18 protein-coding genes are annotated in these 16,700 nt (G+C 42.5%); 6 read left to right on the top strand and 12 right to left on the bottom strand.

Translation table 11 applies throughout. From position 1 onward, the window contains the following. Positions 1–50 precede the first annotated feature (50 nt). From PF027_RS04155 to PF027_RS04145, 3 genes are read left to right on the top strand one after another with little or no spacing between them, the layout of a single operon-like run. Complete coding sequence (locus PF027_RS04155) at positions 51–392, top strand: YbjQ family protein (RefSeq protein WP_270877376.1); 342 nt, start codon at positions 51–53, stop codon at positions 390–392. Positions 393–395: 3 nt separating this feature from the next. Continuing rightward, entirely contained in the window at positions 396–866 is a 471-nt protein-coding gene (locus tag PF027_RS04150; protein ID WP_270858872.1) for a YbjQ family protein, read from the top strand. Next, positions 859–1,665: a M48 family metallopeptidase gene (locus PF027_RS04145; protein WP_270877375.1), complete on the top strand. Its 807-nt coding sequence runs from the start codon at positions 859–861 to the stop codon at positions 1,663–1,665. The genes PF027_RS04150 and PF027_RS04145 overlap by 8 nt, the downstream gene beginning before the upstream one ends. A gap of 48 nt (positions 1,666–1,713) precedes the next feature. Here PF027_RS04145 and PF027_RS04140 read toward each other — a convergent pair whose 3' ends face one another. The 7 genes from PF027_RS04140 to PF027_RS04110 form a co-directional block, all read right to left on the bottom strand. Continuing rightward, complete coding sequence (locus PF027_RS04140) at positions 1,714–2,376, bottom strand: tetratricopeptide repeat protein (RefSeq protein WP_270861704.1); 663 nt, start codon at positions 2,374–2,376, stop codon at positions 1,714–1,716. Positions 2,377–2,378: 2 nt separating this feature from the next. Further along, the gene (locus PF027_RS04135; RefSeq protein ID WP_270871847.1) at positions 2,379–2,708 is read right to left on the bottom strand and encodes a DUF4298 domain-containing protein; all 330 of its coding nucleotides are present in this window, start codon (positions 2,706–2,708) and stop codon (positions 2,379–2,381) included. 14 nt (positions 2,709–2,722) lie between these two features. Then, positions 2,723–3,049 (bottom strand): hypothetical protein, encoded by a 327-nt coding sequence (locus tag PF027_RS04130; RefSeq protein WP_270871848.1) that lies wholly within the window; start codon positions 3,047–3,049, stop codon positions 2,723–2,725. Positions 3,050–3,193: 144 nt separating this feature from the next. Then, the gene (groL, locus tag PF027_RS04125; RefSeq protein ID WP_270871849.1) at positions 3,194–4,822 is read right to left on the bottom strand and encodes a chaperonin GroEL; all 1,629 of its coding nucleotides are present in this window, start codon (positions 4,820–4,822) and stop codon (positions 3,194–3,196) included. An 11-nt stretch (positions 4,823–4,833) separates the two neighbouring features. Then, positions 4,834–5,097, bottom strand: coding sequence for a co-chaperone GroES (gene groES / locus PF027_RS04120; RefSeq protein ID WP_270858878.1), 264 nt, complete (start codon positions 5,095–5,097; stop codon positions 4,834–4,836). Between the two features lie 148 nt (positions 5,098–5,245). Next, the gene (locus tag PF027_RS04115; protein WP_270871850.1) at positions 5,246–5,686 is read right to left on the bottom strand and encodes a GatB/YqeY domain-containing protein; all 441 of its coding nucleotides are present in this window, start codon (positions 5,684–5,686) and stop codon (positions 5,246–5,248) included. A gap of 50 nt (positions 5,687–5,736) precedes the next feature. Then, complete coding sequence (locus tag PF027_RS04110; protein ID WP_270871851.1) at positions 5,737–6,750, bottom strand: Ppx/GppA phosphatase family protein; 1,014 nt, start codon at positions 6,748–6,750, stop codon at positions 5,737–5,739. Positions 6,751–6,805: 55 nt separating this feature from the next. Between PF027_RS04110 and PF027_RS04105 the strand changes: the two genes are divergently transcribed. Continuing rightward, a complete protein-coding gene (locus PF027_RS04105; protein ID WP_270865020.1) occupies positions 6,806–7,567 on the top strand; it encodes a pyridoxine 5'-phosphate synthase in 762 nt (253 codons plus the stop codon). A gap of 441 nt (positions 7,568–8,008) precedes the next feature. On the opposite strand, the gene PF027_RS04100 is transcribed toward PF027_RS04105, so the two are convergent. From PF027_RS04100 to alaS, 4 genes are read right to left on the bottom strand one after another with little or no spacing between them, the layout of a single operon-like run. Then, complete coding sequence (locus PF027_RS04100) at positions 8,009–9,925, bottom strand: transglycosylase domain-containing protein (protein ID WP_270871852.1); 1,917 nt, start codon at positions 9,923–9,925, stop codon at positions 8,009–8,011. Continuing rightward, complete coding sequence (maf, locus tag PF027_RS04095) at positions 9,906–10,466, bottom strand: septum formation inhibitor Maf (protein ID WP_270865018.1); 561 nt, start codon at positions 10,464–10,466, stop codon at positions 9,906–9,908. Before maf ends, PF027_RS04100 begins: the two co-directional genes overlap by 20 nt. Beyond that, a complete protein-coding gene (locus tag PF027_RS04090; RefSeq protein ID WP_270858886.1) occupies positions 10,463–10,957 on the bottom strand; it encodes a hypothetical protein in 495 nt (164 codons plus the stop codon). The genes maf and PF027_RS04090 overlap by 4 nt, the downstream gene beginning before the upstream one ends. Further along, complete coding sequence (alaS, locus tag PF027_RS04085) at positions 10,954–13,506, bottom strand: alanine--tRNA ligase (protein WP_270871853.1); 2,553 nt, start codon at positions 13,504–13,506, stop codon at positions 10,954–10,956. The genes PF027_RS04090 and alaS overlap by 4 nt, the downstream gene beginning before the upstream one ends. 120 nt (positions 13,507–13,626) lie before the next feature. Between alaS and PF027_RS04080 the strand changes: the two genes are divergently transcribed. Together PF027_RS04080 and hemH are read left to right on the top strand one after the other, a co-directional pair. Beyond that, positions 13,627–14,487 (top strand): Gfo/Idh/MocA family protein, encoded by an 861-nt coding sequence (locus tag PF027_RS04080; RefSeq protein ID WP_270858888.1) that lies wholly within the window; start codon positions 13,627–13,629, stop codon positions 14,485–14,487. Next, positions 14,484–15,431, top strand: a complete 948-nt coding sequence (gene hemH / locus PF027_RS04075) for a ferrochelatase (protein ID WP_270871854.1) — start codon at positions 14,484–14,486, stop codon at positions 15,429–15,431. The genes PF027_RS04080 and hemH overlap by 4 nt, the downstream gene beginning before the upstream one ends. A 23-nt stretch (positions 15,432–15,454) precedes the next feature. Here the strand turns inward: hemH and PF027_RS04070 are convergent, their stop codons facing one another. Then, complete coding sequence (locus PF027_RS04070; protein ID WP_270871855.1) at positions 15,455–16,690, bottom strand: nucleotide sugar dehydrogenase; 1,236 nt, start codon at positions 16,688–16,690, stop codon at positions 15,455–15,457. Positions 16,691–16,700 lie beyond the last annotated feature (10 nt).

The raw sequence follows: 16,700 nt of genomic DNA, 5'->3' as shown, positions 1-16,700 counted from the left end.
AATTTGCGAAATTTAAAATTTCGCAAATTTTGTAAAATTTGGGAGAAAATATGGCAAATTTTAAAAATTCACTTATGATGACTTTGGCAAATACAGAGACAATCCCAGGGCGTGAGATCGAGCAGGTTTTCGGCGTGGTGAGTGGAAGCACGGTCAGAGCTAAGCACTTCGGACGCGATATCATGGCGAGCCTGAAAAATATCGTAGGTGGCGAGCTAGTAGGATATACCGAGCTACTCGAAGAATCGCGCGAACAAGCAATCGAGCGTATGTGCTCTCAGGCCAGAGCCATGGGTGCAAACGCGATTGTAAATTTGCGATTTTCCACTAGCTCGGTTGCGGCTGGTGCGAGTGAAATTTATGTCTATGGCACGGCAGTTTTGGCAAGGTAAGCTATGAGCGATATTATAATATTTCTCATTTTGCTTGGGGTTGGATATATCTTTGGCAAGCAAGCTGAGGTGCGCCATTTCGCTAGAATTCGCAAAAAAGAGGCTCTGTTTTTACACATACCCACCACAAACTCAAAACACCCATTGCTAAATTCGGGCAAAATCGAAAGGGTGAGATTTGTAAGCGGAAATGTGGTTATAAGTATTGATTATTTCAAGCGAATTTACGCTAGCGTGATAAATTTTTTCGGTGGCGATGTTGTGCCGTATGAAAGCCTGCTAGACCGCGCTAGACGCGAGGCTGTGATTAGGCTAAAAGAAAAGGCCTTGGGTGCGGACGAGATTATAAATTTGCGCATAGAAACAAGCTCGATAAATCAAACCACGAAAAATGTCGGAAGCGTGGAAATCCTAGCTTACGCTACGGCGATTTATTACGCCAAAGAGCCAAAACAGGCGAATTTCAATGGCTAAATTTATTCCCTCGCAAAACGAGGGCGAGCAAAATTATTCCAAAGAAAATCATGCTATAAATTTCCTAGCCCTTGGCGTGGGGCTTGTCGCAGTTATCGCGTGCGCGTTTTTCGCGCTAAATATTTTCGTGGGCGTGGCTGTGAAATTTATCCCAGAGGGCAAAGAGTATAAAATTTTCAAAGCCAGTGAAAGCGAGCGTGTAATCGAGCCAAAACACGAGAGGCTCGCCGAGCAAATCCGCACCCTAACCTCACGGCTAAATTCATGCGCCAAGGTCAAAAACGAATATTTTATCGTGATAAACGAAAGCAAAATCCCAAACGCAAGCGCAGCCCTAAATGGCGCACTCACGGTCAATACCGGGCTTTTTTCGCATATTAAAAGCGAAAATGGGCTAGCCTTTGTTTTAGCCCACGAGCTAGCGCATTTTAAGCACCGAGATCACATAAAAGGTCTAGGAAATGGCGCCGTAATGGCGATTTTGTTCGGTTTTAGCGATGAGAGACTAAGCCAAATTTTAGGTGGAGCGATTGCTGGCAAATACTCGCGCTCGCAAGAAGCCGCCGCCGATAGCGAGGCGCTTAGGATTTTAAACTGCGCTTATGGGCACATTGGCGGTGCAGATGAGTTTTTCGCTAGCGCAAAAAAGCTTGGTGATAGCGATACCTTCATCAATCTTTTTGAATCGCACCCGCTTTTGCAAAAGCGCATCGACGCGATAAAATCATCAAATTTTGGCATGCAAAATACAATCAAACTCGAAGAAAATTTAAGCGAAGTAGTGAAATTTAAAAGATAAATTTGGCGTTAAATTTGCAAATTTAACGCCGTTGAAATTTAGATAAATTTATTGTTTTTTGAAGAGTGCGCAGCTTTTTTCGTTGCCAAGAGAGCAGGCTTTTTGATGAAAAGCTATGGCTTTTTGATTGTTTTGTTGCAAATACTCGCCTTTGGCAAACATATTTCCGATTAGTCCGCACGCTGGGGCGTAGTTTAGATCGCAGGCTTTTTCGTAGCTAGCTATGGCCTCTGGTATGTTTTGGCGGTATGCGTTGCCTTTTAGATAATAAAAGCCTAGATTATAGCACCCACTTCCCTCGCCTAAATCGCAGGCTTTTTTGGCTAATTCGATAGCTTGGGTTGTGTTGCTATAAACTGAGCTGTCGTAGTAAATGTAGCTTAAATTTACACATGCTGGGGCATAGCCACTATCGCAGGCCTTGGTATAATACCTAATCGCCTCTGGCTCCATTTTAGCCACGCCAAAGCCGTTGTCAAACATAACGCCTAGATTGTAGCACGCATACGCGCTTTTTAAATCACAAGATTTTTTGAAATACTTTTGCGCTACTGGGTCGTGGCTGTTTTCGAAGTATTTCATACCGACATTTAGGCAGCTTTGAGCATCTTTTGCGTAGCATTTAAGCTCGTCTTTTTTAGCCACACCTAAAAGCGCCCCCACAGCGCAGAGTGCTAGCAAAACCAAGATAAAAACATATTTTTTGTTCATTTTTATTCCTTGCAAATCAAATTTGATAATTTTTTCATATCGCGCGCTAGGCGTTTGTTTAGCCAAATAGCGTTGTAAATCCCATCTTCGCTTAGCGCACCGCGATTGATCGCACGAAGGCTTTTCCCCTCACCTATTTCTCGCGGTATTTTACCGCTCTCATCGGCCTCGTAATCACTTAGCCAAATTTTACTAGAATAATATCTGCTAAGCTTTTTGATAAATTTTTGCGAATTTTTATACTCATCAAGGGCGAGTTCAAATGCATCTAGGCACTTTTGCACTTTTGCTAAAATCTCGCTCATCTGCTCTACTCGCTCTACTCGTTTCATCGCTTAGCCTAAATTTACTCTACCGGGACAGTGTATTTGCGAGGAGTGCCATTATCCACCTTTGGCTTTTTTTCCGTAGCTGGCGGTTCTTCTCTTTTTAGAGAGTCGATATCTACAACCCAACGCTTCTCTGAATTTTGCGCGATAGGTTTTTTTGTGCTATCTTGTTTAGAGGCGTTTTGTTTTTTCTTAATTCTTTTTGTTTTTTTAGGCGGTTGTTTGGAGCTGTCTTTGACTATCGGATATGGCTCCACGCGCGGTTTTGGCTTGTTTTGGGCGCACCCTGCTAGCCCTAAACAAACGGCAAAAATAACAAAGGAATTTAAAATTTGACTTCTCATATTTTCTCCTTTTAAAAAGCCTTGATTTTACAAAAAAAGAATTAAAAATTTAATAAGATTATGGCGAGAAATAGAATAAATTTTGCAAATTTAAGAGGGAATTGCCCCTCTTAAATTTGCCTCTTAAATTTGCGCTAGGTAAGCTTACATCATGCCGCCCATACCGCCCATATCTGGCATTGGAGGAAGAGCTGGTTTGTCCTCTTTGATTTCGCTGACTGTCGCTTCTGTGGTTAGTAGCATGCTAGCGACTGAAACCGCATTTTGCAAAGCGACGCGCTCTACTTTTAGCGGATCGATGATTCCAGCGTTATACATATTTGTAAATTCGCCACTTGCAGCATTGAAGCCTTGCGCCTCATCGCTTGCGTTTTCGACTGCGTTTGCGATTACGCCTGCGTCATATCCAGCATTTTCTACGATTTGGCGAAGCGGAGCATAAAGTGCGCGTTTGACGATATCTGCGCCGATTTTTTGATCGCCACTTAAATCTAGGCTGACATTTTTGCTAGCTTTGATTAGCGCAGCGCCACCGCCGATTACGATACCTTCCTCGACAGCTGCTTTTGTCGCATTTAGCGCATCATCGACGCGATCTTTTTTCTCTTTCATCTCTGTTTCGGTTGCTGCACCTACTTTGATTACGGCTACGCCACCGCTTAGTTTTGCAAGGCGTTCTTGCAATTTTTCTTTATCATAATCGCTTGTTGTCTCTAAAATTTGAGCCTTAATTTGCGCGATTCTAGCGTCAATTGCGCTTTTTTCGCCTACACCATTTACGATTGTAGTGTTGTCTTTGTCGATTACGATACGCTCAGCCTGACCAAGATCAGCCATATTTGCGCTTTCTAGCGTTCTGCCTAGCTCTTCGCTTACGACTGTTCCGCCTGTAAGGATAGCGATATCTTCTAGCATTGCCTTTCTTCTATCGCCAAATCCAGGGGCTTTTACGGCTGAAATGTTTAGCACGCCACGAAGTTTATTGACAACCAAAGTCGCAAGCGCTTCGCCCTCGATATCCTCTGCGATGATTAGAAGTGGTTTGCCTGTTTTTTGCACTTGCTCTAAAACCGGAAGCAAATCTTTTAAATTTGTAATTTTTTTATCGAAAAGTAAAATTAGCGGTGAGCTAAGCTCTACTAGCATTTTTTCAGGGTTTGTGATGAAATATGGGCTTAGATAGCCTCTGTCGAACTGCATACCCTCGACCACATTTAGCTCGTCGTTGATTGATTTTGCTTCTTCGACTGTGATTACGCCGTCTTTGCCGACCTTTTCCATAGCCTCAGAAATCAAATCACCCACGCTCTCATCGTTGTTAGCTGAGATTGTAGCGACTTGGGCGATCTCTTTTTTGCCACTTACTGCTTTTGCAGATTTTTTTAGCTCTTCAATTACGGCTGCGCTAAATTTATCCATACCGCGTTTTACTTCGATAGGATTTGCGCCAGCTGTTACATTGCGTAAGCCCTCTTTGAAAATCGCGTGAGCTAGCACTGTCGCAGTAGTTGTGCCATCGCCCGCCTCATCGTTAGTTTTGCTTGCTACCTCTCTAACCAAGCTTGCACCCATATTTTCGAGAGTGTCTTTAAGCTCGATCTCTTTTGCTACGCTTACGCCGTCTTTTGTGATAGCAGGTGCGCCAAAGCTTTTTTGGATAAGCACATTTCTGCCTCTTGGTCCCATTGTGACCTTAACTGCGTCGTTTAGTTTTTTTACGCCTGAGTATAGTTTGTTTCTAGCTTCGTCTGAGAAAAAAATTTCTTTTGCCATTTTGATTCCTTTTATTTAAGTATTCCTAAAACATCTTCTAAATTTAAGATAAGATATTTCTTATCATCGATTGTGATATCCGCGCCAGCGTATTTTGCGAACGCTACAACATCGCCAAGTTTTACGCTATCGCACTCTGTGCCGACAGCCACGATTTTGCCAGTTGATGGCTTCTCTTTTGAAGCGTTATCTGGGATAATGATACCGCTAGCTGTGGTTTTGGTCTCTTCCTCGCGCTCGATTAAAACGCGTTTTCCAAGTGGTTGAAAATTCATTTTCGTCCTTTCTAAATTAGTTTTGATTTTCTAAAAGTTGTCACTCTGTATCTTTGAGTGCTAGATTATATGCAAAATTTGATTTTTTGTCAATAGTTTTAGGCTAAAATTTTGCTTAAATTTTAGCCTAAATTGCGAATTTTAAATTTTAGTTTAAAGCCGATTTTACCGCTTCACTTAGGCGTTTGCCATCGACACTAGCGCCGAATTTTTCTTTTGCGGCTTTCATCACGCGCCCCATATCTTTGGCACTCGTTGCGCCAAGCTCGCCAAGCAGTGCGCCCAAAGCCGCGTTAAGCTCGTCATCGCTAAGCTGTTTTGGCAGATACGCGCCGATAATTTCGGCCTCGCCAAGCTCTTTTTGCGCCAAATCCTCGCGCCCACCGGCCTTGTATTGCACTGCGCTTTCGTTTCTGCGCTTGATTTCGGTCTGCAAAATAGCAAAAACTCTCTCATCGCTCAGAGTAATTCTCTCATCAACCTCGATTTGTTTAAGCGTAGAATTTAGCATACGCAAAGCGTCTCTGCGCACCGTATCACCGGATTTCATAGCGGTTTTGATATCTTCTAAAATTTGCTCTCTTACCATTTTTTCTCCTTGATAAAATTTGGGTATGATACTATTTTTGGATTTAAAATTTAATTCTTAATCGCCAAATTTTGCATTAAATTTATACACACGCCCTCTCGTAATCCATCATCAACGACGATAAAATCTGCGCCACTACCGCTAAAATCGCTCAAAATCGCCTCTAAAAGTAGCGCCCCAGCCACGATAACCTCCGCCCTATTTTCGCCCATTGCCTCATCGGCTTTGCGCTTTGAGAATTTCAAAATTTGCCCTATCGCCCCAGCAAAATCGCTAAATCTCAAAACGCTTCCATTGATTTTGCCTGCGTCGTAATCTTTGGCACAAATTCCCAATTTAAGGGCACTTATCGTGGTTGGCACACCGCTTGTGAGCACGATTTTTCCTGCACCAAAACTGCGCAAAAACTCCCTTGCGCTTCTTGTCTGCTCGTTTGCGATTTGACTAAAATTGGTGTAATTAAAATTTTGTAAAATTCCGGGATTTTCGTTGCAAAATCTCACAATGCCAAATTTAAAGCTTTGTCCAAATTCAGCACTGCTTATCTCTGTGCTAGCCCCGCCAAGGTCGATACTGACAGCATTTTGTGCCATAATTCCTAAAAATTGAAGTCTGTTTTCGATACCTAGTCGCGTTAAATTTGTCTCTGTTTCGCCGTCGATTATGCTAAATTTTACGCAAAATTCTTTGTAAATTTTTTCGAAAAATTCTACACTATCGCTAGCGACACGAAAGGCTTCCGTCGCCACAGCGGCGTAAGGTAGGCTAAATTTGGCATTTTTAAAATTTTGCGCACAGGTATTTTCAAAACCCAAATTTCGCGCGCAAGTATTTTCAAAATCTAAATTTCGCTCATAAATCAAATCCGAAAGTTCTTCTAAAATTTCGCCCAAAGCCCGCAAAATACGCTCTTTGGCATCATTTTGCAAAGGTTTGTTTGCCACTAATCCCCTAGCCGAGCCGACTATGCGCTCGCTAGATTTAACTATCTCAAAGCCCGTTTTAGCTGGCTTCATCACGCATGCGCGCAGTGTATTCGAGCCCAAATCAAAGCCTAAAACCATAAATTTCTCCTTACCTTTTTTGGTTATAATAGCGAAAATTTTCTTAGGAGTTAAAATGCTACTTGGAGTAAATATCGATCATGTCGCGGTTTTGCGCGAGGCGCGGGCGATGAACGACCCTGATATCTTAATGGCGGCATACACCGCAATCAGCGCGGGTGCAAATCAAATCACACTTCATTTGCACGAGGATCGACGCCATATCAACGAAGATGATATCGCCGATATCGTGCGCCACTCAAAGGTGCCTGTAAATGTCGAGTGTAGCGGTGGGAGCGAGCTTTTGGAGATTTTGGTCAAGGCTAAACCATATCGTATCACGCTAGTGCCACACTCTGGCGAGGATTGTGGGCTAAATCTGCATTCTGAGCAAATCGCGAGTGATATCGAGTTTTTGCAACACTCAGGCGTGCGCGTGGGGCTGTTTATCGAGCCTGTGCGTGAAGTAATCGACATGGCAAATGATTTTAATGTCCGCTCGATCGAGCTTCGCACCGGCACATACTCTGCGCTGTTTGCGACGATTAGGTCAAATTTGGCTTTTACGCCACATGCGATAAAGGCGTATAATCTCCCGCTTGATACGCTAAAATCAATGTTAAAAGATGAAATCTCCAAACTTCGCCACATGAGCGCGTATGCCAAGGGGCTAGGTATGAATGTAACTGCTGGCGGGGGTCTGAACTACCAAAATGTCTCTGCGCTGGTGAAAAACAGCGAAATTTCGCTCGTAAATATCGGTCAAAGTATCATTTCGCGCGCGATTTTCGTAGGGCTTGAAAATGCGATAAAAGAGATGAAAGAGGTGATAAAATAGTGGAATTTAGCGTGAAATTTGGCAAAATTCACGCCTGATTTGTCATTGCTTCGAATTTAAAATTTATAGACGCTAATTTTGCTGTCATTGCGAGCGAGTGTAACGAGCGTGGCAATCCACGAGCCAAAATTACCAAACGCTATAATCCGTGTCATTACGAGAGTCGAAAAGCTCGAAGCAATCCAGTAAAATTTAAATTCAAATTCAACCCAAATTTAGCATTGAACGATTTTATGAATTTAACCTGCCCGTGAAATTCTCTGTAAGGGGGAAGGGGGCTTGAATTGCGAGGTCGCGCCCCTTCCTCCTTACAAACCCCCAACCCCCGACGACGCTTTACAAGGTGACTAAATTTAAAGCTTCGCTTTAAATTTAGCTGGTTTTATTTTTGCTGAAATGCTTCGCATTTCTTACAATGACAAAACTAGTTTGAAATTCGCCCTAAAACATCAACCCGTCTTCTTCGTTTGCTTCAACCCTTCTTGGAAGTGGGGAAATTTTGGTGTAATATTCATCGCCAGCGCCGTATCTGCGGGTAAATACTCCACTTGGGACGCTGAAATTTCGCTTAGCTTGCGGGTATTCTTTAAGATAATTTTCCAAAAATTTCGCAAACACAGGCGCGGCAGTTCTACCGCCACCCTCGACCTTGCGCATAGGCTTATAATCGTCGTTTCCATACCAAACAATGATTTGCAAATCAGGCGTAAATCCGCAAAACCACGCATCAATGCTATCGTTTGAAGTGCCTGTTTTGCCAGCAATCTCGATGCCTTGCACGCGCGCTCTGGTGCCAGTTCCTCGCTGGACGATGTTTTTCATCAGCGTCGTCATCAAATACGCCTGTTCTGGGCGCAAAATGCGTCTGCGCTCAGGCTCGATATAGTGCGTAGTGCCGTTATTATCGGTGATTGCGGTGATAAATTTAGACTTCGTGCTAATGCCAAGACCAGGAAACATCGAATACATAGTCGAGTATTCAAGTGGAGAAATGCCGTAACTTCCGATCGCCACAGATAGCGCTGGCGGGACATTTTTAAACCCATATTCATTTAGTTTGCGAATCGTGCGCTCAATGCCGATTGATTGCATTAAATTTATCGAAGCGAGGTTGCGAGAGCGTTGCAAAGCCTCTTTTATCGTGATATAGCCGCTGTATGTGCTATCGTAGTTTTTCGGTTTCCAGCTTTTGTTGCTTCCATCGTCAAATTCGCGCGCGATATCAGGGACCTCTGTCATCGTCGAATACCCGCTATCTAGGGCGATTTGGTAGATAAATGGCTTGAAGCTTGACCCCGTTTGGCGTCTGCTTTGGCTAGCGCGGTTGAAATTTGATTTGGCATAATCCACACCGCCTACGAGCGCGATAATTTCGCCATTTTGCGGGTGCGTAACGATAATTGCACCATTTACATTGCTAGCATTTGCGTCTTTGTTGCGTTTTAAAATTTCGTTGTAGCCAAAAATCAGCGCCTCTTGCGCCATTTCTTGCGCCTTTAAATCAAGGCTTGTTTCGATTCTATATCCGCCTGTGCGCACATCTGGTAGCAGTCTCTCGGCTTCTTTTACGATTTCATCGACTGCGTATGGGGCGACATTTTGAGTTAGGGTTTCATCATAGACAAATGGCTCTTCTGCCATTGCGATTTCATACTCGGTTTTGTTTATCCAGCCAAGCTCGTGCATACGATAAATTACATTGTTTGCGCGAGAAAGTGCCAAATCTAGGTGCTTGGTAGGGTCATACTGGCTAGGGGCTTTTGGCAAACCCACCAATATGGCGATTTCTTTGATACTAAGGTCGGCTAAATCCTTTTTAAAATACCCAAGCGCGGCAGTTTTGACGCCGTAATACCCGTGCCCGAAATACACTTCGTTAAAATATCTTTCTAAAATTTCCTCTTTACTTAGGGTGTTTTCGATTTTTAGCGATAAAATCATCTCTTTGATTTTTCTATCTATCTTTTTTTCGCTGGATAAAACCAAATTTTTGACAAGTTGTTGCGTGATAGTGGAAGCTCCCTCGACAAATTTCATCGCTTTTATATCTTTTACGATTGCGCGAAAAATAGCCTCTGTATTAATGCCCTGATGCTCGAAAAATGCGGTATCCTCAATAGCTACTAGGGCTTCGACCATACGGCCTGGAATTTCGTCAAATCTAGTATAAAGGCGGTTTTGTTCGTTAAAAATATTGGCAAGCAAGTTGCCGTTGCGATCGTAAATTTTGGTCGTTAGCTCCGGGTGATAATCAATAATAGAGTTCGATTCTAGGCGAATTTGCGTATAAAAATACATAAACACACCGCACCCTGCGAAAAAACAAACCGTAATAAAACTAAATAAAATTCTTACCATCTAAATACCTTTTTAAAATTTCCACATTTAAACCCATAGCGGTGCTAGTATCGCCACGAAAGCTTTGGATATATTTTTTGTTAAACCCCTCGATACTCATAGCCCCCGCTTTGCCACGCCAATCGCCACTTTTTAGATACGCTTCTAAATCTGCCTCGCTAAATTTGGCGAATTTGTAACTAGCCACCAAAAGCGTGCTTATCTCAAAACCCTCGCCCACAAAAATCATCGCCGTATAAACCTCGCTAATAGCGTCAGATTGGGCGTTTAGCATAGCTCTTGCGTGGCCAATGTCCTTTGCTTTGCCTAAAATTTTGCCACCTACCAAAACCGAGCTATCGCAAAAAAGCAAATTTTTTGCATTTTTGTTTTTGGCTAAAAACTGCGATTTTTTCGCACTTGCCACGCGGTAAGCGTATGTTTTGGCATCGGCTATGTCGCCTACATTTTCGTCAAATTCAAAGCTGATTTGCTCAAATTTTATCCCAGCCTCCCGCAAAATCTGCGCCCTTGTCGGCGAAGATGAAACCAAATAAATCAAAATCTACCCACCGCTACACAAAGATAGGTGCAAAGCACCGATACAGCGACATTTAGCGGGACAAAATATCTAGCGATGATAATCAAATGCTCGCTAGCTTCGAATTTATCGCCTGCTAAAAGCGCCTTTTTAAACGAGTAAAATTTAAAATAAACATAGCCAAAATTTATCAAAATAAACACCGCTAAAACCCACAGCGTAACGATTACAGCATTTATCATAGGGTCTGCGAATTTGAAATTGTTGCCTATGCTTAGAAAAAATCCACTCACAATTATAATCAAAAAAAACGAGCCGAAAAAGAGATTAAATTTCGAAAGATAAAATTTGATTTTTTCGAAATTTGAGTTTGTGATGTCTGTTTTATCGCTGAAAATTCGAATCAGCATGATAATGCAAACATGCGCGCAAATAAAGCAAATCGCCCCTAAAATGTGAATTAGGGGCAAAATTTGATCACTTCTGGCAAAACTCGTTTCTAATTCGTTCAACCTAGCTTACCTTTTGCAAATTCTAATGCCTCAGCTAGCGCGCTAGAAACCATGCTAGTATCTTTTCCGCCAGCAGTAGCGAAATCATCGCGTCCGCCGCCGTTACCGCCTAAAATTTGAGCTGTCATTTTAACCCACTCGCCAGCCTTGATTGGGGCGTTTTTCGCTCCGGCTGCGACTGTGATTTTATCGTTTTCGCCCACTTGCATTAGCAAAATCGCAGCCTTTTCGTTCGCGTTTTTAAACTCATCAATCATGGTTTTAATTTCGCCGTTTTCTACCACTGCTACGCAAAGCTTCACGCCTGAGATTTCTTGGCAAGGCAGAGATTTTTGGTCGCCTGCGTGTTTTAATTTTTCTTTTAAGCCTTTGATTTCATCTTTTAGCTTTTTAATGCCATCGAGTGGATTTGCGCCTTTAAATTCAGCTTCGATTTCGTTAATTTGCGATCTTAAATTTAGCGTGAAATTTAGCACTTCTTGCGAACAAATCGCCTCGATTCTGCGCACGCCAGCACTTACGCCACTCTCTTTTGAGATTAAAAACGCGCCGATTTCGCTTATGTTTTCGACATGGGTGCCGCCGCAAAGCTCCTTGCTTACATCGCCAAAGCTTACCACACGCACTTTCGCGCCGTATTTTTCGCCAAAAAGCGCAATCGCGCCTGATTTTTTGGCCTCATCTATATCTAAAATTTCGGTTTTATTCTGTGCGCCCGCGCTAATCCAGCGATTTACTATTTGCTCGACTTTGGCAAGTTCTTCGCTACTCATCGCTTTTGGGTGCGAAAAGTCAAATCTAAGTCTGTTTGCCTCTACAAGCGATCCAGCCTGCGCGATATGTTCGCCCAAAACCTCTCTTAGCGCAGCGTGAAGCAGGTGTGTCGCGCTGTGATGACGCGCTATCATCGCTCTTTTGCCAGCGCTAACCACGCATTTTACGAGATCGCCGGTTTTAAGCAGGCTTTTTACTTTGATTTGAGATAAATTTAAATCAAAGAATTTTTGCGTGTCGATAACCTCGCTTTTTTCGATAGTGCCGGTATCTGCGCACTGACCGCCACTTGTAGCGTAAAATGGCGTGATATCTAGCATTACCCAGCCAGTGTGCCCTGGCTCTAAACTATCGCAAATTTTAAAATTCTCGTCCAAAAGGGCTAAAATTCGACCCTCGCTCTCTCGGCATGAATACCCCACAAACTCATTTTTGCCAAATTTTTCTATAAGTTGCGCAAAATCGCCCTTAGCCTGAGCCTTGTCGCCAGAGCCCTTCCAGCTGGCTTTGGCTCTGCGTTTTTGTTCCGCCATTAGCTCATCAAATTTAGCCTCATCGACTTTAAGATTTTTCTCTCTTAGCATATCGGCTGTGAGATCGAGCGGAAATCCATAGGTATCATAGAGCTTAAATGCGACATCGCCAGAGAAAACATTGCCTGAGGTTTTGGCTAATTCTTCGTTAAATAGCTCGATTCCGTTTGCCAAAGTGGCGAAAAATCGCTCTTCTTCGAGTTTTACTAGCTCTTTTACAGCTTCTTTTTTCTCGTTTAGATATGTATAGTGAGAGCCCATACTAGCGCAAACATCATCGACTAGCTTATACATAAATGGCTCTTTTATGCCTAACAAATATCCGTGTCTAACCGCCCTGCGCAAAATCCTTCTAAGCACATAGCCTCTGCCCTCTCTATCAAAATTCGTGCCTTGGGCTAGCAAAAATGTAACCGAGCGGATATGATCTGCGATGACGCGGTAGCTCGCGCCAGTTTCATACTCGTATTTTTTGCCACATAGCCTTTCTACTGCGCCGATTAATGGCATAAATAGCGAGCTGTCGTAATTGCTAAATTTGCCCTCTTTTATCGCTGTTACGCGCTCTAAACCCATGCCTGTGTCGATTGATGGTTTTGGAAGTGGCGAGAGTTTGCCGTCTGCGCTTCGCTCGTATTGCATAAAGACTAAATTCCAAATTTCTAAGAAACGATCGCCGTCTCCGCCCATATAATCCTCATCGCTATGGAAATGCTCGCTTCCTTGATCGTAAAAAATCTCGCTACATGGCCCACATGGCCCAGTATCGCCCATAGCCCAGAAATTATCGTGATCGCCGAAGCGATAAATTCGCTCTTTTGCAATATGGCGCGACCAAATTTCAAACGCCTCGTCATCGCTATCATGGACGGTAACATAAAGTTTGTCTTTTGGAAGTTTTAAAATTTCTGTTACAAACTCCCATGCGTAGGCTATCGCGTCTGTTTTGAAATACTCGCCGAAACTGAAATTTCCAAGCATTTCAAAAAATGTGTGGTGGCGCGCTGTGTAGCCGACATTATCTAAGTCGTTGTGTTTGCCACCTGCTCTAATGCAGGTTTGGCAACTAGTGCGAATCGGCGGAGTTGGGCGTGGCACCGCACCTGTAAAAATGCTCTTAAACGGCACCATACCGGCATTTGTGAATAATAAACTATCATCATCTGGCACAAGCGGTGAGCTTGGCATAACCTCGTGTCCTTTTGACGCAAAAAAGTCTAAATAAGCTTTTCTAATATCCATTAACTATCCTAAATTTAGTAAAATTTAGCGCCCATTTTAGCAAATTTTGATTTTAAGAAATATAAATTTTTACTCTTATTCGTTATAATGAAAAATATGCAAAATTTACAGGATTAATTAATGAAGAAAAAAATAGCCATAATAGGCTTAGGGGAGCTTGGCGCAAAACATTTCAAAGAGCTTAGAAGAAGCGATTATTTCGATTTGGTCGCGCTTTATGACAAAGAAAAAACCGAGGATTTTGGCCCTAGATATCCACTTTATAATGATTTATCAAAAATGTTCGAAAGTGCCAAACCAGACGCTGTGGTCATCGCTACACCGCCTGCGACGCACAAAGAAATCATTTTAAAATGCATACCTTTTACCAAAAATATCTTTGTAGAATCCCCGCTCGCTGGGAATTTAGCTGAGGCTAGGGAGATAAATTACTCTATTTCGATTAACGGCGCGAAGCTTGGCGTGGGATATGCTGGGCGCTATAATCCTGTCATAATCTCGCTGTGTAGGGAGCTGGCTAAGGACGAGAAAATTTATTCGATAAATTTCGTAGATGGATTTAGCTCTGAGAGTGCAAACTGCTTGCAAAATGCGCTGATTAGGGATTTAGATTTGATTGCCCTGCTTAGCAAATCTGAAATTTCATCACAAAATATCTGCAAAAACGGCGATTCTAACGGCATCGGCGTCGCATTTCGCACAAAGTCGATGAGTAATTGCACGATTTTGCTATCAAATTTATATCCGCTCAAACGCCACGGCGTGGAGATTTGCACGAATTCTGGCGTTTATTTTGGCGATTTAGAATCGCTAAATTTATTTAAAGTTACAAATGATGGACGGATAAATCAGCGTGTAGATCGCGATGATTACGCGCTTAGATACCAGCACAAAGCGTTTTTAAATTTAATCGAAAATTCTAAATTCGAGGGAATTGCGACCCCTGATGAAGCAATCAAACTAAGAGAGTTAATCTCGTGAAAAAAGCCTTAATTCTCCTAAATATGGGCGGTCCAAATAGCCTAGACGAGGTTAGCGTATTTTTAAAAAATATGTTTTGCGATCCAAATATTTTGGGGGTCAAAAGCAAAATTTTGCGCAAAATTTTAGCCAGTTTGATTACTAAAATGCGCGTTAAAGAAGCACGCCAAAACTACGAAAAACTTGGCGGAAAATCCCCTATCGCTGGGCTTACAAAGCGACTTTGCGATAAGATAAATTTATACCAAAATGAGTTTGTTTGCGATTTTGCTATGAATTACACTGCCCCTTTTGCTCGTGATGTTTTGGCAAAATATGCGAAATTTGATGAAATTTTACTTTTTCCACTTTATCCGCATTTTTCGCAAACGACGGTGAAATCGAGCATTGACGACGCTAAAAAAGCCTTAGTGGATTTAGAAATTTCAAATTTTAAAATAGTTGATATTTTTTATAAAAGCGAAATTTACAACCAAATCCTGCTAAATTTAATCAAAGAAAAAATCAAAAATTTAAGTGCTGATGAAATTTCGCGCACAAGCTTAGTTTTCTCGGCTCACTCACTGCCTGTAAAAATCATCGCCGCTGGCGATCCTTACGAGGTGCAGGTTAATGAGCATGTTAAAATTCTAAGTGAAATTTTGCAAAAATCTGGCATAAAATTTAAAGATATTTCGCTCGCCTATCAATCCCGCCTAGGCCCCGTAAAATGGCTAGAACCAAACCTAAACGAGCATTTGGCAAATTTGCAAAATAAGCGCGCGCTGATTTTTCCGATTTCGTTTTGCATAGATAATTCTGAGACGAAATTTGAGCTTGATATGTATTTTAGAAATGTGGCAAAAGAGCTTAAATTTAGCTATTTTGAGGTTTGTGAGTGTCCGAATTTTGGCGATGAGTTCGCATCATTTATCATAACTCACGCCCAAAAAACCCAGGGCTAAATTTAGCCCCAGATTATAGCTTATTATAGCCTGCCTTGCGCGCCTTCGTAGATATTTTTCACATCATACACTAGTGAGCCAGAGTAGTCGAATTCTTTAAATTGATTGTGCGCCACAGCGATTACAACGCAATCAAATTCGCCTAAATTTGGCTTTTCGATTAGCTCGATATCGTAGTAGCGTTTCGCGTCATCCTTGCTCGCCCATGGATCATACACACTGACCGCGCAACCGAAATTTTTAAGCTCATCAATCATATCAATAACGCGCGTATTGCGTATGTCTGGGCAGTTTTCTTTAAAGGTAAGACCTAAAATCAAAATTTTGCTATGTTTGATTTTTTTGTCAAATTTTATCATCATCTGCACGACCTGCGTGGCGACATATTTGCCCATATTGTCGTTGATACGGCGACTTGCGAGTATGATTTGCGGGTGATAGCCCACCTCTGTGGCTTTTTGGGCTAGGTAGTATGGATCTATGCCGATACAATGCCCTCCCACAAGCCCTGGGCGGAAGCTTAGGAAATTCCATTTCGTCGCGGCTGCGTCGATGACATCATTGGTATCTATTCCTAGTTTGTTAAACAAAATCGCAAGCTCGTTGATAAAGCCGATATTTATGTCGCGCTGTGTATTTTCGATGACTTTGGCAGCTTCTGCTACCTTGATACTTTTGGCGCGAAAAGTGCCGTTTTCTAGGATAGAAGAGTATGTTTCATCGACGATATCGAGGGTGCGCCCATTGCTACCTGAGACGATTTTTTTGATTTTTGTTACAGTGTGAATTTTATCGCCCGGATTTATGCGCTCTGGCGAGTATCCGCAGAAAAAATCCTCGTTAAATTTAAGCCCACTAGTGCGCTCTAAAACAGGCACACAGTCCTCCTCTGTTGCTCCTGGATAGACCGTGCTTTCATACACTACGATATCGCCCTTTTTAAGCACCGAGCCCACACTCTGGCTAGCTTTGATTAGTGGCGTGATATCTGGGCGGTTGAATTTATCCACAGGCGTTGGGACGCAAACGACATAAAAGTTGCAATCTTTTAAATCATTTATATCGCAGGTAAATTTAAGTCCATTTTTTAGCGCTGTGGCAAGTTTCTCATCTTCTAATTCTAGGGTCTTATCATGGCCCCCGTTTAGCTCGTCTATGCGAGATTTCATTATATCAAAGCCCACTACGCTGTGTTTTGCGCTAAATGCCGCTGCTAGGGGAAGCCCCACATAACCAAGTCCGATAATTCCTATTTTCATCGCTTATCCT

The sequence above is a fragment of the Campylobacter sp. VBCF_01 NA2 genome, assembly GCF_027797205.1.
Taxonomy (GTDB): Bacteria; Campylobacterota; Campylobacteria; order Campylobacterales; family Campylobacteraceae; genus Campylobacter_B.
This window is presented reverse-complemented; position numbering and strand designations above follow the sequence as displayed.

Coding starts and splice junctions, on each gene's coding strand:
- PF027_RS04155 (WP_270877376.1), top strand. CDS start 51: ATGGCAAATTTTAAAAATTCACTTATGATGACTTTGGCAAATACAGAG.
- PF027_RS04150 (WP_270858872.1), top strand. CDS start 396: ATGAGCGATATTATAATATTTCTCATTTTGCTTGGGGTTGGATATATC.
- PF027_RS04145 (WP_270877375.1), top strand. CDS start 859: ATGGCTAAATTTATTCCCTCGCAAAACGAGGGCGAGCAAAATTATTCC.
- PF027_RS04140 (WP_270861704.1), bottom strand. CDS start 2,376: ATGAACAAAAAATATGTTTTTATCTTGGTTTTGCTAGCACTCTGCGCT.
- PF027_RS04135 (WP_270871847.1), bottom strand. CDS start 2,708: ATGAAACGAGTAGAGCGAGTAGAGCAGATGAGCGAGATTTTAGCAAAA.
- PF027_RS04130 (WP_270871848.1), bottom strand. CDS start 3,049: ATGAGAAGTCAAATTTTAAATTCCTTTGTTATTTTTGCCGTTTGTTTA.
- groL (WP_270871849.1), bottom strand. CDS start 4,822: ATGGCAAAAGAAATTTTTTTCTCAGACGAAGCTAGAAACAAACTATAC.
- groES (WP_270858878.1), bottom strand. CDS start 5,097: ATGAATTTTCAACCACTTGGAAAACGCGTTTTAATCGAGCGCGAGGAA.
- PF027_RS04115 (WP_270871850.1), bottom strand. CDS start 5,686: ATGGTAAGAGAGCAAATTTTAGAAGATATCAAAACCGCTATGAAATCC.
- PF027_RS04110 (WP_270871851.1), bottom strand. CDS start 6,750: ATGGTTTTAGGCTTTGATTTGGGCTCGAATACACTGCGCGCATGCGTG.
- PF027_RS04105 (WP_270865020.1), top strand. CDS start 6,806: ATGCTACTTGGAGTAAATATCGATCATGTCGCGGTTTTGCGCGAGGCG.
- PF027_RS04100 (WP_270871852.1), bottom strand. CDS start 9,925: ATGGTAAGAATTTTATTTAGTTTTATTACGGTTTGTTTTTTCGCAGGG.
- alaS (WP_270871853.1), bottom strand. CDS start 13,506: ATGGATATTAGAAAAGCTTATTTAGACTTTTTTGCGTCAAAAGGACAC.
- PF027_RS04080 (WP_270858888.1), top strand. CDS start 13,627: ATGAAGAAAAAAATAGCCATAATAGGCTTAGGGGAGCTTGGCGCAAAA.
- PF027_RS04070 (WP_270871855.1), bottom strand. CDS start 16,690: ATGAAAATAGGAATTATCGGACTTGGTTATGTGGGGCTTCCCCTAGCA.